This window comes from Clostridiales bacterium, from assembly GCA_014799665.1.
GTDB lineage: Bacteria > Bacillota > Clostridia > Christensenellales > Pumilibacteraceae > Anaerocaecibacter.
Window position 1 is genome coordinate 1 of record JAAVHP010000025.1, and the last position, 17,684, is coordinate 17,684.

7 protein-coding genes are annotated in these 17,684 nt (G+C 49.6%); all 7 read left to right on the forward strand.

All coding sequences use genetic code 11. The features are described 5' to 3' along the window. Positions 1 to 8,712 (forward strand): leucine-rich repeat protein (locus tag HDT28_07780; GenBank protein MBD5132466.1); only part of this gene is annotated, 8,712 nt, incomplete at its 5' end. Between the two features lie 98 nt (positions 8,713 to 8,810). After that, positions 8,811 to 9,512, forward strand: coding sequence for a GNAT family N-acetyltransferase (locus HDT28_07785; GenBank protein ID MBD5132467.1), 702 nt, complete (start codon positions 8,811 to 8,813; stop codon positions 9,510 to 9,512). Positions 9,513 to 9,764: 252 nt separating this feature from the next. Next, positions 9,765 to 10,796, forward strand: a complete 1,032-nt coding sequence (locus HDT28_07790; protein MBD5132468.1) for a DUF4175 domain-containing protein — start codon at positions 9,765 to 9,767, stop codon at positions 10,794 to 10,796. A 64-nt stretch (positions 10,797 to 10,860) separates the two neighbouring features. Next, a complete protein-coding gene (locus HDT28_07795; protein ID MBD5132469.1) occupies positions 10,861 to 12,039 on the forward strand; it encodes a MoxR family ATPase in 1,179 nt (392 codons plus the stop codon). Beyond that, complete coding sequence (locus tag HDT28_07800) at positions 12,039 to 12,938, forward strand: DUF58 domain-containing protein (protein MBD5132470.1); 900 nt, start codon at positions 12,039 to 12,041, stop codon at positions 12,936 to 12,938. Before HDT28_07795 ends, HDT28_07800 begins: the two co-directional genes overlap by 1 nt. Further along, entirely contained in the window at positions 12,935 to 14,899 is a 1,965-nt protein-coding gene (locus HDT28_07805; GenBank protein ID MBD5132471.1) for a VWA domain-containing protein, read from the forward strand. Before HDT28_07800 ends, HDT28_07805 begins: the two co-directional genes overlap by 4 nt. Positions 14,900 to 14,908: 9 nt before the next feature. Beyond that, positions 14,909 to 17,677, forward strand: a complete 2,769-nt coding sequence (locus HDT28_07810; protein ID MBD5132472.1) for a VWA domain-containing protein — start codon at positions 14,909 to 14,911, stop codon at positions 17,675 to 17,677. Positions 17,678 to 17,684: the final 7 nt, after the last annotated feature.

Sequence of the window (17,684 nt, forward strand, 5' to 3'; positions counted from 1 at the left end):
AAAGTAACGGACGCAAAGAGCTATGTGGTAAAGATCGGGGATAAGACTTATCCTGCACAGAGCAATACCCTCGACCTCAGTAAAATCACGAACGTAACGACGGATAAAATAACAGTACAGGCAGTAGGAAACAACGCGAGCGAAAGTTCTTTATGGTCTGACGAATACGAAGTAAGGACGAGCATAAAAGGAACGGTCAAGTACGAGAGCGGAATAGTGAGCTGGCGACCTGTATTGAACGTAAGCGATTATACGGTCAAGGTCAACGGCACGACTGTAAAGACAATAACGGACGGAAAGACGTCGACAAGGATAACGCTGACGAAAGCGGGCGACAATAAGATAACCGTAAGCAACGCTAACGAGACCGAAGAGATAAACGTATATGCGTATACCGTAAAGTTCGATACGCAGGGTGCTGCGGGAATGTCCGTTGCGGATAAGTACGTAGCGATAGGCGACGAGCTAGTACTTCCCGAACCTCCGGAAGCGTCGGGGTATGAGTTTGCGGGCTGGTACAACTCGGTCGGCGGGGCTAACGGCAACGGACAGAAGCTGGACAAAACGACGGTGTTCAACACCGCAGGCGACCTCATGCTGTTTGCTAACTGGAACAATGCGAAGTATGCGGTAAATCTTAATTACGGTGACGGGCGCGCACCCACAGGTTCGACCGGTCAAGGACTTGCGCAGTACCGGAGCGACTTTGAGTTCGAGGTGCCTACGCCGAATGATGCGAGATACATATTCCTCGGTTGGTTCAGCGCGCCGACAGGCGGTATACAGTACACCGATGAACGAGGAAAGAGCGTGGAAGAGTGGGCTAACCGCTACGGCGGCACTGCATACGCGCGGTATATAGTTGGCTTTGATTTCGCTTATCTTGAAAACAGTGAAGCGTACTCCGTCGTAAAAAACTCCAATCTGTCAAGCTCTACCATTAAGCACATAACTCTTCCCGTTAGCTACAACGACGGTGTTCACGGCGAAAAATATGTGAGGGTTATAGACAGCAACGCGTTTAGCTATTGTTCAAACCTTGAAAGCATTTCCATACCGAATACGGTAACTACGATCGAGGTAGACAGCAGCGCATTTTATAAATGCTCTAATCTTAAAGAGGTAACAATTTATGAGGCGGGCAACAGCGATCCCGTATACAGCTCCGCAAACGGTGCGCTTATTGCGTTTAACGAGCGGACGAGCGATTACGAATTGAAGTTCGTTCCGCAAGCGGTCGTCTGCGAGGACGGCGTTTATACCGTTCCCGATGTAGTGGAAGCAATTCCCGCGTACGCTTTCAGAAGCTGCGAGGTTTCGAAGATAATTATCCCTACCGGCGTAAGGAATATTTACGCCAATGCTATATACGACTGCCAAAACTTAGCGGATATTACGTTTAGTAAGAACGTTGAGAACAAAAATCTCGAACAACTCGTAATAGAGGAAAGTGCGATCCGCAATTGCGGTCTTTTATCCGGCGTAACGCTACCCGCGCATATCTCGGGCTTTAATTCCAAGATTTTCAATAACTGCAAGAATATCTCTAAAATAGATATAGAGACCAACAATAGGTACTATATAGTCGACGATATGCTTGTGGAGAGCGCCGACAGGCGATTGATTTATTTCCCTATAGGAAAGGAAGACTGTAATATAGATTCGCGCATAGCCGTAATCGGCGCCAACGCTTTCTACCAGGCGGCAAAATTAACAAGTGTAGAAATTCCGGCTTGGATAACAAAAATCGAATCGGGCGCGTTCGAGAGTTGCACTGCGCTTGCCGAAGTCACGTTTAAAGGCCCCGAGGACGCCGATAGCTCGAATACGCTTATTATCGACGAGCGTGCGTTCTACGGTTGTAAGACTCTGACCTCGGTTGATTTCCAAACGGGAACGGACGTCAGAAAAATAGGCGATTCGGCGTTTTATAACTGTTCCGCATTAAAAAGTATAGATATTCCCAATACCGTCACTGAAATAGGCGACAACGCTTTTTATAGTTGTACGGGCTTGGCTTCCGTAACGCTCGGGTCGGGCTTAACTACAATCGGTGCGCAAGCCTTTATGATCTGTTCGGCTCTCACGGAAATCGATTTGCCCGAGTCCTTAACGAGAATAGGCGACAGCGCGTTCGCTCGTTGTAATAAACTCAGTCGAATCGATTTCCCCGCAAGCCTGGAGGAAATAGGCGACAGCGCGTTTATAAGCTGCTCCGCGCTTAAAACAATAGGATTTGTCGACGACGAGCTCGGCGCCGATCTTTCGATAGGCGACAGTGCATTCAACGGTTGTACCGGTTTAACGAGCTTCTACGTTCCCAAATACGCCGTGAGCATAAATTCGGGTTTTTTGCGCGGGTGCAGAAATATTACCACCGTAACCTGCTCGGAGAATAACGTAGGATACATGGTCGAGGATAACGTAATTTACGAGCTCGACGTGGACGGCGATATAACGGGTATCCTCTTCGTCCCGACCACTAAGACGGGCGAGTTTAGGCTTCCCGCAAAGCTGACCCGATTGGGTGACGGCGTATTCCAAAATAACACGAGCATAGTACGGGTAGTTATCCCGAGCGGCATTACCTTGATAGGCGAATACGCGTTCAGCGGTTGCACCAATTTGCGTGAGGTCGTGTTCGAAACCGACGAAAATAACGAGAACCATGCCGATATCACAATGAAGAAGTATGCGTTCTATAACTGCAAGAACTTGGAATCCATTAATTTGCCCGAAGGTCTTGTTTATATCGGCACTACAGCGTTCAACTCCTGCGAGAGCTTGTCGAGTATAACCATTCCGTCCACAGTGAAAACGTTGTCTAAGGAGGGATATGCCTCCAATCTTAACAACAGCAACGGTTCGTTCTACGGTTGTACCAAACTGGCTTCCGTTACGTTCGCTCACAGGGTGGACGAAAACGGCGCGCTCGTAAACGATCTTACCACTATCGGTAAAGGTACGTTCTATAACTGCACGTCGCTTGGCTCAATCGAAATACCCGCAAAGGTCCATACGATCGAAAACAGCGCGTTCGATAGATGTTTGGCTCTTACTACGGTTACATTTGAAGATAGCACCGTAGAACTGACTATCGACAACGGAACGACCACGACGAGCAGCGGTGGTCAAGGCGGTGGTTCCACCACTTATAACGGCGCATTTTCGTATTGCACGTCCTTAATAAATATAGAGCTTCCCGACAGATTGAAGCGCATACCCGACTATGCGTTCTACGGCTGTGCAAGCTTGACATCGATAAATATAGCGGGCGGTATTCACGATACGTCCAATACCGACGTGGGCATAGGTATTTATGCGTTTTACGGTTGCAGTGCGTTAACGTCCGTTACTTATGCGACTAACGACGCAGTAGACGCGAACGACGCTTATGCATACCATACGGATAAAGAGATTTCCACCGGTGGATTGTCGATCGGAATGAATGCTTTCGCCGAGTGCACGTCCTTGGTATCGGTCGCATTGCCTAAGCGTTTGGCGCCGCGTTCCAATGCAACCGGCACAAACGCGGGCGAAAAAATAACGAGCCTTATCTATGTCAAATCAAGTCAGGGCACCTACACGGCGTTCACCAACGATTATTCTCTGGAAAGGTTTGTTGTGGAGTCGGGTTGTGCCAAATACGTTACGGACGATCAAGGCTTACTGTATTCGGCAGGATACAAAACCTTGCTCATTTGTCCTAGGGGTAAAACCTCGGTCGTAATAGATTCGAGAGTGCAGTTCATAGAAACGGACGCATTCTATCAAGCGATCTATTTAACGGAAGTGTTGTTCGAAGAGGACACCAAGGCTTATACCGACAGTCATACGGCGGAGCAAAAAGCGGCGCTAAACGATCTCGTTTTCAACGATAAAGACGGCACTTACTCCTACGGCGCTTTCTATAGCTGCACGGCGCTTGAAAGCATAAGCTTCCCTGCGCGGTTGAAAACGCTCGGTATTCAGGCATTTTACAAGTGTACGGCACTTTCGGAAGTCGAATTCGCAGCCAATTGCAGACTGACGAGCATAGGCAAGAACGCTTTCGACAGTGCGCCGTTAATCTCGATAGCCATTCCCAAAAACGTGGTTTCTGTCGGCGACAACGCTTTTAAAGATACGTCGATAACCTCGGTTACCGCGCCGCAGGATATTGTTATCGAAAGCAGGAGAATAGGGTTAACGAAATTAACCGACGTAACCGTTTATGCTTCGGACGGAAGCACGACCAATCCTACCGAGTACCTGACCAATAGCAACGGCGATACATTAACCTGGTATTCGCCTACAAATACGGCTACCTCATTTACCGTGCCCAAAGGCATAACCGCAATAGGCGAGTCTGCGTTTTACGGCAATCCGTATCTGCAAAGCGTTACCTTTGCCGTTAATGATGATGGCAACAGCACTCTTCAAACAATCGGCAATTATACTTTCTACGGATGCACTGCACTTAAAAGCATTACTATTCCCAATACCGTTACGGCGATAGGCGACTATGCGTTCAGCTACTGTACCGACCTCGGTAAAGGCGTTGTAGCGGACGAGAGTAAGGGAATATCTGCGGGCGAAGGCGTTATCTTTGCGGCGCTAAGCGACGGGAAACACAGTATTCAATCGTTTGGCAGGGAAGCGTTTTCCTATTGCTCTTCGTTAGGCGCTATAACCATTCCCGGCAGCGTAGTCAAGCTGGGCACGAGCAACTCCGCAGGCGCGGTATTCAGAGATACCGGTCTTGTTACGGTTACGTTTGCCGAAGCCGAAGTATCGACCGCCGTAAACTTCTACTCGGGCAGTACTTCTTCGCCTTTCTACAATTGCAAAAGCCTTGTTACCGTTAATTGGAACAATAGGGCGGTGAGCTTGCCAACCTACTTCTTTACGGGCTGTACGAGTCTTACTACCGTTACCGGTATCGATAAGGTTACTACTTTCAATACTTACTTGTTCAACAACTGTTCGTCCCTGCAATCGATAACCATACCGAACGGCGTGACGAGCTTACCGAACAACTGTTTCTACGGCTGTAAAGGGCTTCAAACCGTCGATTTAAATAAGGTGACCACTCTCGGAACGAAGGTATTCCAGAATTGCACGGGCTTGCAATCGATAACCATACCGAGCGGCTTGACGAAATTGTCGGACTACACCTTCGACGGTTGTACGGGGCTTCAAACCATCAGCATGGACGGCGTTACTTCTTTCGGAACGTACGTATTCCAAAAGTGCACGTCTTTGCAATCGATAACCATACCGAGCGGCGTAACGAGCCTGTCGAATTACTGCTTTAACGGCTGTACGGGTCTTCAAACCGTCGATTTAAATAACGTGACTACTCTCGGAACGTATGTGTTCCAGGATTGTTCGTCCTTGGGTTCGATAGACCTTAGTAAAGTAACCTCTTTGGGTACGGCTACTGCGAACGTGTATACGTTTAAGAATTGCTCGAACTTAACCTCGGTCACGTTGCCTACGAGCGCGTCGTTCACCGCAATACCCAAATATTGCTTCCAAGCAACGGGATTGACTGAAGTCACGATCCCCGCAAATGTTACTACCATCGCCAACTGCGCATTCTACAACTGCAAGGGTCTGCAAACCTTGAACTTTGCTAGCGGAACCAAAACACTGACGATAACAGACGCGACGTCGGCAAGTACCGGAGCATTCAGCGGTTGCTCGGAATTAACCACGGTTGATTTCGGTGGCAGAACGATTAACGGCTGTAAATACGCGTTTGCGAACTGCACGAATTTGACCGACGTCGATTTGACCGGCGCGACTCTGATAGCGCAATATATGTTCGACGGGTGCACGGGCTTGGAGTCCGTAACCATTCCCGCGTCGGTCGCCACGCTCAATCTCTATGCGTTTAGGAATTGCAGTAACCTCGAAACGGTCGAGTTTGAAGAATCTGCTTCGCTTCTTACAATCCCCGCCGCAAATAACGCGATATACGCGCCTTTCTACGGTACGGCGTTGGGGACGGTTGACTTCGGCAAAAGAAAGATATCGATCGGTACTCGCGCGTTTTACGGTTTAAGCAGTTTATCTACGGTCGAAAATATGGATAACGTTACTAATATCGGCGACTATGCGTTTGACGGTTGCGGAATAATCGAGCTGGTACTGCCGAGTTCGCCCGTAACTCTCGGTATTCAAATTTTCCACGCAAATGAATCGTTGACTAAGGTTACGATTAATACCGACGCGATAACCGCTATAACCAATTATATGTTCAGCGTTTGTCCTAAGCTTTCGGAGGTTGTGTTTGTCGGTGAAGGTACGGCGCTTAAATCAATCGGTATATCGGCATTTCACACCAGCTCGTCGCTCACTTCGATAGTGATACCCGAATATATTACGAGTATAGGTAATTCGGCATTTAACAACAGCGGACTTCAAACGCTTACTTTGCCGTCGACCGTAACCTCGTACGGGTCGTATGTGTTCGCCAATTGCGCTAACCTTCAAACCGTAGAGTTCGAAATCGGCGACGATATGATCACGGAGCTTCCGACCGGTTTATTCTCGGGTTGCGCCAAGCTCGAAGCGATAACGCTTCCCGAAGAAATCGTGTATATAGGCGATTACGCGCTTAGGGGCACGGGACTCAAAGAAATGATCCTGCATAACGGTTTAACGGGCATAGGCAACGGCGCGTTTGCCGATTGCGAGGCTCTTACAAAGGTCTTTATCCCCGCTACCGTTACCGGTATTGACGGCAATCCTTTCCCCAACTGCAAGCTGTTAACCGACTTGACAATCGACGACCTGAACGAATACTATACTCTTTCGGGCGCGTTGGTTTACAATAAAGTGCCGGACGGCAACGGCGGATACGAAGAGGGTAACATACTGGTATCGGTATTGCTGTCCGCTTCCGGCACGATAACGATAACCGGCGATATGACCGTTTCGACGGGTGCATTCGCAGGCTCGGCGATGAAAAGGGTCGTTGTCGAGGAAGGTGTTGCAAGCATAGACGACGGTATGTTCAATGGCTGTGCCGAATTGGAAGAGATAGTTCTTCCGAGTACGCTTGCCAGCATCGGAGTCGGTGCGTTCGAGGGCTGCGTTTCGCTTGCTTCGATTACGCTTCCCAATTCGCTGATCAGTATCAGCGACAGCGCGTTCGAAGGCTGTGTTTCGCTCGAAGAAGTTATTCTTCCGAATGCGCTTGTGAGTATCGGCGACAATGTGTTCGCGGGCTGCACTGCGCTCGGCACGATCGAGCTTCCCAATACGGTTGTAAGTGTCGGCGACAATGCGTTCGAGGGCTGTGTTTCGCTTGAAGCTATCACGCTTTCGACTAACCTTACGATTTTGGGCGCGGAAGCGTTCAAGGGATGCGTTTCGCTCGGTACGATCGAGCTTCCCGCAAAGCTTGCCGCACTAAAAAATAACACGTTCGAGGATTGCTCCGACCTCGAAACCGTTGAGTTTGCGGAAGGCAGCGCGCTCAATGCGATCGGTTCGTACGTGTTCAAGAATAGCGGTATTACGGAGATAACCGTTCCCGCGGGCGTTACGGTATTTAATAACAATCAGTTCAGCGGTACCGCACACCTTGCCAAGGTAAAGTTTGGGGCGGGTGAAAAGGCGCTCACGATCGGCGGTGCGAACTCTGCGTTCTTCGATTGCGCCGCGTTGCAGGAAGTCGATTTCGGCGGACGGAAAACATACTTGCTTGAAAAAGCGTTCTTTAACTGCGCCAACCTCACGACGGTGAGCTGGGACGATTTGATAACGGTTATAGAAAGATATGCGTTCCAAGGTTGCGCGAGTCTTGCCGACGTAACAATTGCCGCAGGCGTTTACAAGGTCAATACCGGCGCGTTCTCAGATAGCGGTGTAGTTAATTTGTCGTTCGGGCTCGGTAATAAAACGCTAATGGGTAGTTCGTTCAAGAATACCAAGATAGTAGAGCTTACGCTTCCCGCCAACGTCAGACTGTCCGACGGTAGCGACAAACAGGATAAGGTGTTCTCCGAGAATGCCGAGCTTACTACGGTGAATATACAGAACGGGTTCAGCTATATCGGAACCAAAACATTTATCGACTGCGATAAGCTAAGCACAGTTAATATCGGCAACGCCCTTCGCGTTATCGAATCGAGCGTTTTCGAGAATTGCACGGCTTTGACGCAGATTTATATTCCCGCCACCGTCACTCAGATCGGCGGATCTTCGTTCAAGGGTTCGGGGCTTGTTACCGTAACCTTCGGTGAGTCGAAGAAATTGTCCGTGCTCTCGTCTGCGTTTGAAAATTGCACTGCGCTTAGAAACATAACGCTCCCGAATGTCGTTACGTCGGTTAGTAACCGCGCGTTCGCGGGCTGCACGAGTCTCGAAAGCTTTATAATACCCGCAGACGCTACTTCTGTCGACACGAACGCATTTACGGGTTGTACTGCTCTTAATAACGTTACGTTCGCGGGCAACAAGTGTGTGTCTATATATGCAAACGCATTTAACGGTTGCGACAGCTTGACGAGCATTACCTTACCCGCCGGTATCAGGACGATTAACGTGGCCGCGTTTACCGGCTGCGCTAACCTTACCGATATCTACGTTCCGCACATTGCAAGCGCGGAGCTTGCGCCGAAAAGCTGGGCGGAAGGCTGGAACAGCGGCGCTACCATCCATTGGGGCGCGTCCGCTCCCGTAGCGGTCGGTTACGACGAAACCGGACTTGCGGCGTAAAAAAATACTTGGTTCTACACAAGAGCCCGCGAAAAGTCGCGGGCTTTTGCGTTAGTCAAAAGATTGACAGGAGACGGCTTTAAGTGTACAATATCGGTATGAAAATTCTTGACGATATTGATTATAGGGTAGAGCGCGAGGTGCTCCTCGACGCGGTTAATTTTCAGGGTGGCAAGCTGATTGTTCATGACGAGAACGCGGCAATAGTAGACATGGGCGATTGGTATAAGTGCGCGTTTCGCACCGCTTCGGCGTTCGCCGCGCATAAGGCGAGTTTGCGTAAGGGTAACGAGGCGTGCGTTATGGGCGCAAACTCTCTCGACCCTGCCGAGTTCGGTATAGGCTCACTCGAAACCCCGCCGTGCAAAAGCTTTGCTTATCTGGGCGCTATGCCGCCCGAGCTCGACTTGCCCAGGGGCGTCGTTATAAAGCGGCTCGCGCCGTCGCTTGCCGAAACGGTGGCTAAGGCGTACAACCATAACCCTGTGGGATACTCGCCAGAGCGCATGGCGGAAATTATGCGTACCATGGGTGTTTTCGGCGCGATAGCGGACGGCAAGCTCGCGGGCTTTATCGGTAGGCATAAGGAAGGCTCTATGGGTATGCTCGAAGTATTCGAAGCTTTCCGAAGAAAGGGGATTGCAAGCGCGCTTGAAAAATTTATGATAGGCTACGTTATGACCTTCGGTCGAACGCCGTTTTGCGACGTCTTCGCCGACAATGCGGCGAGCCTCGCTTTACAAGATAAGCTCGGCATGACGGCGAGCAACTTTTATACTTTTTGGTTGGAGATCGAGTAAAATTGTATTGTTAAGCGAATGAAAAATTTTTTGTGTCATACCTCATTGTGCTTGACATAAGAATATATATATGGTAGAATAGATATAACTATACAAGTAGTTTTGCAACGGTGCGAATAGTGTATAGCATATTTATGGATCTGACAAAGCCGTCGACGCATTTTATTTGCGTGGGCGGTTTTTGTTTGACATAAGCTGTCGAAGTATGTTAGAATAAACGATACGACGGCTGCAATCTCAAAGGAGGCTATTATGCAAAACGAAATCTTCAACAAGTTCAGAAAGAGATTGGTTCTCGAAGGAATTCTTAAAGCGTTCCTTTTGGGCCTTGCCGTATGCGGCGGAGTCGAATTCATTGTCGCGTTTATTACGTGGTTCGTGCCGTCGTTTAAGGGTGGCTTATGGCTGTCGATCGGTCTCGGTCTCGGCGTAGGCGCTATTGTCGGCGTGCTTGTATATTTCTTAAAGTACCGTCCTACTACCGAGGACGTGGCGCGCAGGCTCGACCGCATGGGTATGCAGGAGCGTATGATAACCATGCTCGAACTTAACGGCGACGAAAGTTATATGGCTACGGCACAGCGCGAAAACGCGGTCGGTGTTGCGTCGACCGTTTCGAGCAAAGGACTTAAAATAGGCGCTTCGGTCGTGAGTATCGTGCTTGCTTGCGTGTTTGGTATTGCGGTAGGTCCCGCAATGACAACGGTTACTGCGCTCAGCGCGCAAGGCATAATCGACAAAGGCGGCGATTTTATAGACAGCATAACCGAGACGGATGTTTTCTACGAGGTTGAGTATGCGATCGGTAACGGTTCCGGCGACGGCGAGATATTGGGCGATATCGTTCAGGTAGTTAAGGCGGGCGAGTCGACCTTACAGGTTACCGCCGATCCCGACGACGAGTCTGTGTTCTACGAATGGCAAGACGAATTCGGTAATTCGCTCGGCAAGAATCCCGTGCGTATCGACACAAATATAAATAACAACCTGGTGATTTACGCAATATTCGCCCAAAGCGATGAGAGCGACGACGGCGATGAAGAGGGCGACGACGAAGGCGATAAAAACGCGCCGTCCAATCCCGGCGATCCCAACCAGAACGGCGGCGGAGGCGCAGGTGGGCTTGAAGACAACGGCTCTAATAGCGTAATAGACGGCGAAACCCCGTACAGCGCCGTATTCGACGAGTATTACCGTTTGGCAATGCAGTACCTTGCCGACAACGGGACTATTCCCGAATATCTTCGTAAAATAATCGAAACGTATTTCGGAGTACTTGCGTAGTATTCACAAAGTATATTTCGGTATTTTGTTTCAAAAAACTAATAAAAGAGGTTGGATAACTTTTATGGCAGAAGAGAAGGACATCAAGCAGTTCAGCGAACAGTGCAAAAACATTTTCGCGCAGGTCGAGCGTGACGTTATAGGGCAAAAGAACGTCGTCGAAGGCACGATCATCGCCATGATTGCGGGCGGTAACGTCTTGCTCGAAGGTGTTCCCGGCGTAGGTAAAACGCGTTTGGTGCGTTCGCTCGGACGCGTATTCAATCTCCCGTTCTCGCGTATTCAGTTCACTCCCGACCTGATGCCTGCCGACGTTACGGGTACAAACATTATCGTCAAAGACGAAAAGACGGGAAGCTCGTCCTTCCAGTTCCAACCCGGACCTATTTTCAGTAATATCATACTTGCGGACGAGATCAACCGCGCCACGCCCAAAACGCAGTCGGCGCTTCTCGAAGCCATGCAGGAGCATACTGTTACCGTTATGGGTGTTTCGCGCAAGCTTAACGAGCCTTTCTTCGTTCTCGCTACGCAGAACCCGATCGAGCAGGACGGTACTTATCCACTTCCCGAAGCGCAGATGGACCGTTTCATGTTCAAGCTTATTGTCCACAACCCGTCGCTTGACGAGCTTATGGATATAGTCGATATGACCCAAAAGACCATGGCTGAGGTCGCTGAAGCGGCGTGTAGCGGCGACGAGCTTTTGAAAATGCGCAAGACCGCTAATCAGATCCCCGTTGCAAAAGAGGTTCTGCGTTATGCAATGACCCTTTGCTCGGCAACTCACCCCGACAGCGAATACGCGTCGGAAGCGGCTAAGCAGTACGTGCGTCTGGGTGCTTCGCCGCGCGCGGGACAAGCGCTTGTATCGGCCGCAAAGGTCAAGGCGCTCATGAACGGACGGTTCAACGTTGCGTACAGCGACATCAACGAGCTTGCGTATCCCGTCCTTCGTCACCGCATGAAGATGAACTTCGAAGCGATTGCGGCGCGCGTATCCGCCGATAAGGTAATCGAAATGATGATTGCCGAGCTGTGCAAAAAGAACGGCATTTCGCCTAATGCAAAAGTAGAGGGTGAGCCCTTGGTTCAAGGTGCGGCGTTTGTCGAACAGACTGCGTCGTCCGAAATCGAGTCTGCGGTAGGCGAAGTCAAGGAAGCGCCCGTCGAGGAAAGTGCAACCGAAAATAAGACGGAGGAAGGCAAGAAGTCCAAGCGCAAAGGCTTCGGCCGTAAATAATGAAAGTTTCTTACATTAACGATGATTTTTTCAGTCGGTTGGAAACTTTGGCGCTTAACCTGAGGACCGATTTGTCGGGATTTTTCGGCGGCAAGCATCTGGTTCGTACTTACGGACAGACTGTTGAGTTTGCCGATTACCGCGAGTATATGCTCGGCGACGACATTCGGCGTATCGACTGGAATTTATACAGTCGGTTTGAAAAATTCTTCTTAAAGCTGTTCACTGACGAGCGGCAAATGCACGTTCAAATTTTTTTGGACTGCTCCGCTTCCATGGGAAAATCCGACCCTCAAAAAGCCGCGTACTCGATAGCTACTGCGGCTGCTTTGGGGTTCTTGTCGGTTCATAACATGGATAAGCTTTCCTTTAAGCTCATAAAGGGCAATAAAGCCGAGGACCCGTTTGGCACGATTATAGGCAAAACACCCTTTTTCAGAGCCGTAAGCGAGCTTGAAAAAATAACCTTTTCGGGCGAAACCGATATCGCCGCGGCGGTAACGGGTTGCCCTAATACGGGGACGAGCGACGGTCTTACCGTAATCATATCCGACTTCTTTACCGAAAACGATTGGAAAAAAGCGGTTGATTACATTTGCTACAAACGCCGTCAGGTATTACTCGTTCAAATAATGTCGCCTGAGGAATACGACCCGCTGTACAACGGCAGGGTGCATCTCATAGACGCCGAGAGCGAAGATTTATTAGACGGGCGCAATATGAAAATAAAGATTACGCGCGCAATGCAGCTTGCATACAAGGAAGCTATGTCCGATCTTATTTCGGATATTCGCTCGTTTGCTGCGGCGCGCGGCGCCGAGTTTATTTCGGTACAAACGGATAAGCCTATCGAAAAGATGCTGTTCGGAGAACTGTTAAAGGTGGGGGTAATATCATGAGTTTACTTACGCCTTTGGGCTTGCTCGGACTTATCGGTATTATCGGGCTTATACTTATCTATATACTCAAACCCAACTACCAGCAAAAGATAATTTCGAGTACATTTGTTTGGAAGCTGAGCCTTAAATACAAAAAGAAAAAACTGCCCATAAGCAGGTTTAGGAACATACTCCTTCTCATTTGTCAAGTGCTCGTACTTATATTCTGCGCGCTTATTTTGACGCAACCGTTTATTCCCGGCAGCTCGACCTCGCACCAAGCGGAGAAGATAGCCGTTATAGACGCGTCGGCGAGTATGCGTGCCGACGATTTGGGAGAAACACGGTTCGAGCGCGCGATCAATAAGGTCAAAGCTTTGGTTGCCGATACGCTCAAATCGGATGGCGGAGCTATTACCATTATTCTTGCCGACAGCGAACCTACGTACGTTTGCCAACGTATGACCTACGCGGACATCGTCGAGGTTAATTCGCTACTGGATGAGCTTGCCGATCCCGACGATCTGGGTTGTACTTACGGCACTTCCGATATAGAAGAGGCGATGAACCTTGCAAGTAGCGTGCTTTTGGAAAACCCCAATACCGAGGTTTTGCTGTATACCGATACCGACTACGTAGACGCCGGCAGAGTTACCGTCGTCGATATGACATTGGACAGCGAGTGGAATGCCGCCGTTCTCGGTTGTACGGCTTCGATTACCGATAACAACTATTATACATTCGACGTGGAAATCGGGTGCTACGGCAAGGCCGCGGACCTCGTTTTGTGCATGGATATTTACGGCGTCAATAACGAGAATAGAACGGTAAGCGTGCAGCAGGATATCCGCTTCGACTCCGACGGCGAAATGCACGTGCTTGTGGGTGAAGAACCCGTTACGCTCGTCGAGAACGCGGTATACGTTCGTCCCGACGTATCCGTTTATTCTTACGATAACGTGTTCGTATATTTTACCAACGCCGAGGACTCCTTTGATACCGATAATGTATACAGACTGTACGGCGGCAAAAAAGAGTCGCTCAAAGTGCTGTATTGCAGTACCAACTCCAACCCGTTTTTCAGCGCGGTGTTTAACAGCTTGCGCCAAGTATTCGGCGATTTCTGGGAAATAGAATATACAGAGCTTAAACTTAGGGAAAATCAAACAGTCGATCCCGAATACTGCAAAGACTACGATTTCTATCTTTTTGAATATACAATGCCGAGCTCCATGCCTACCGACGGCGTGGTTATGCTCGTGTCTCCCGACCGCGCGCCTTCCGGTTCGGGGCTTGGTATCAACGGGTCGACGAGTCGACCTAACGAAGCTCCGCTTACTATGGGCGTCAAGCACGATATAACCAATTACTTAACTTTCGATAACATTAAGCTAAACGAGTATGTCAACGTGAGCTTCAGCGACGGTTACGACGAACTGGCATACTGTAATGACAGTCCCGTTTTGCTGTTAAAAGACGAACCGTCGACGAAAGTCATAGCTATGCTGTTCAGCGTTAAAATGTCGTACGCGGCGCTTTTCCCCGAGCTGTCGGCAATGATGGGTAATATGTTCATGCACTTCTTCCCGCCGACGATCGATCGGTTTGTGTTCGATGCGAACGACAGTGTAACGCTCAACGCGCGCGGCAATGTTCTTCAAGTAACGACGGTAAACGGCGACAACTTGCTTTACGAAACCTTCCCGAGCACACTCAAAGTGACGACGCCCGGCGTTTACAGTCTTGAACAGCCTATACTTGCCGCCGATCTTGCTTCGGCTACGCGTAGGCAGGTCGAGTATTTCTACGTTAAAGTTCCGACCGCGGAAAGCAATATTTTCGCGACCGCGGACACTCTCGAACAACCCGAATGGGTGGTCGAGCCCGAACGGATAGATACCGATATCGTGCTCTACTTCGCAATAGTTTTGGTGTCCTTGTTATTTGCGGAATGGCTTCTGCAAATCAAGGAACAGTATTAAGGAGGCGGGATGACAAACTTTGTTATTCATTTTAATAATAGCCCGTGGTTGTTCCTGCTTCTGATACCCGCGTTTTTCCTTGCGTTGTTCCCGTACTTCCGCTTGGCTAAGCGTTACAGGCGCACGCGCAACCGCATTACTTCTATTGTATTGCACTGTATAGTAATGGTACTTTGCACCGTCGTGCTCGTCGGTGTATGGTTCTCGTACGATGTTCCCAACGCCGAAAACGAGGTGATCATTCTCGTCGACGCATCGCATAGCGGACGGGAAGCGGACGTCGACAGGGACGATTTTGTACGCGATCTAATCGCGCAGAGCAACGGCGACTTTAAGCTTGGTGTTGTCACGTTCGGATACAATCAGGTTTACGCGGTACCGCTATCCGCAAATATAACTCATGCGTACGATACCTATTTGAACGCCGAGAAGCCCGATGATAGCGCGAGCGATATAGCTGCGGCACTCAGCTATGCGGGCAGTCTTTTCGAAAAACCCGAAACGGCTAAAATAGTGCTTTTGTCAGACGGATTGGAAACGGACGGCAACGCGATCACCGCCGTAAAGCTCCTCGCCGCACAGGGCATAAAGGTCGATACCGCCGTATTCTCGGGCGAACATTCGAATAGTGAAGTTCAGCTTATGGGCGTAACGCTTCCCGACTATAACATAGTAGCGGGCGATCTCTTTACGCTCGGTTTGTCCATTCAAAGCTCCTACCGCGGAACTGCGGTGGTCACGCTTAAAGACTCTATTCTCGACGAGGAAAGCGGCGAGTTCGTCGACGCGGGATCCTCCGAAACGGAAGTAAACCTTACTAACAGAACCTTGCAAGAAATTTCGATCGAGTATTCGTTCGAGAAAGCCGGTATGCACAGGCTGTATTTCTCGATAGCTAGCAGCGGTGATACACTCACTCAAAACAACGGTTACTACACATATATCGATTTGCAGGTGTACGACAATATCCTTATAATCGAGCGTTACGACAAGGAAGCGGAACGGCTTCAAACGCTTCTCAAAACGCGCTTTGAAAACGTGGACGTTTTAACGATAACCGACGAGGAAAGCTTGCCGAAGAACGTTAACGATCTCCGCGAGTACGATCAAGTAATACTCATGAACATAGCTAACGAGGATATGCCGCTCGGCTTCGATCAAATTTTATACAGCTACGTTCACGATTTCGGCGGCGGTATGCTCACCGTCGGCGGTAATAAGCAGGGCACTGACACGCCCAACGCTTACGACAGAAGCGACATGATAGGCACCGTTTATCAGGATATGCTACCCGTGGAAGCGATCAACTACACTCCGCCGCTGGGCGTGGTTATAATAATCGACCGTTCGGGAAGTATGTCGAGCGTGGACGACTCGACGGGTAAAACCATTTTGGAGCTTGCCAAAGAGGGCGCCAAGTCGTGCTTGAACGCGCTTACCGAACGCGACTATTGCAGTGTCATGACGCTCGAAGACGAAGGTCAAGAGAAGCTCACCCTGACTCCGCTCACTCAGTACCACAAGATAGTCGCCGCTATCGATAATATCGAAAATACGGGTGGCGGCACTAATTACACCAATTCGATAAAGCAGGCGGGCAGAATGCTTCGCGCGGTGGACGTCGAGCGTAGGCATATCATACTTGTGTCCGACGGTCAGCCGACCGATGACAACGAATTATATCAGACTGCGGTCGAGAATAATTTCAATAACGATAAAAAGGTTACTTTCTCGTGCGTAGTAGTAGGTAACTCGCCTTCGAAGGCGCACGAGATAGAGGTTGCGTGTCAAATGGGCGGCGGTGAGTATTACCGCGTGACCGACGGTACGCAGCTCACCCGTTTTATGCGCGAGGACTTGAACCGCAGCGAGATAAAGGACGTTATAATCCCCGATGGCGGAATTACGCCCGTTATAGGCGAACATAACTCGGTAGTAAGCGGCGTATTGAAACTGCTTGCAGAAGAGGGTAACGTCATGCCTAATCTTTACGGCTACTACGGCACCAAGCTTAGGTCGGGTCTAACTGCAATCTTGATGGGCGAGTTTGTACCCATCTATGCGCAGTGGAAATACGGCGCGGGCATGGTCGGCAGCTTTATGTGCGATTTAAGCGGCGTATGGTCGGACGAGTTTATGAACAGTAATGTTGGGCAGGAGTTCATATTCGGTGCAATCAACGCATTGTTCCCCACCGACGATATTCGTCCGAACGATATCGACGTTACGCTTAACGAGCTTAACTATTCAACTCAGGTCAATATTTATACTAATCTCGACAACGGTCAAACTCTCGATGTGGAGATAACAGCGCCTATAGCTGACGACGAGGAAAGCGCACCCGTCAAGAAAATGCACTTAACGGCGGTGGATAATTACAGCCGTATAACGTTTACCAACGAGCGTTCCGGACTTCATAAACTTACTATAATCAAAAGGGACGCCGACGGTAATATACTTGGAGAATATTCGACTTACAGGGCATTCTCTTATTCCGCAGAGTATGACGAATTTGTGGACGCGGCGGACGGCGAGGACCTTATGGCCCGCCTTGCGCAGAGCGGCAGGGGCGCGGTTGTGGACGAAGCAGTGTCAGTATTCGAGGGTATTGAAAAAACGACGCATAAGACCTATGATCCGCGTATCCCGCTTATAATCATCGCTATAATTTTGTTCTTGCTCGATATTGCCGTGCGCAAGTTCAAGTTTAAATGGCCGCACGAGCTAATTCGCGAGTATAAAGAAAAAAAAGAAAAATCGTCGGCGGATAAAAGGTAGGAGGGCG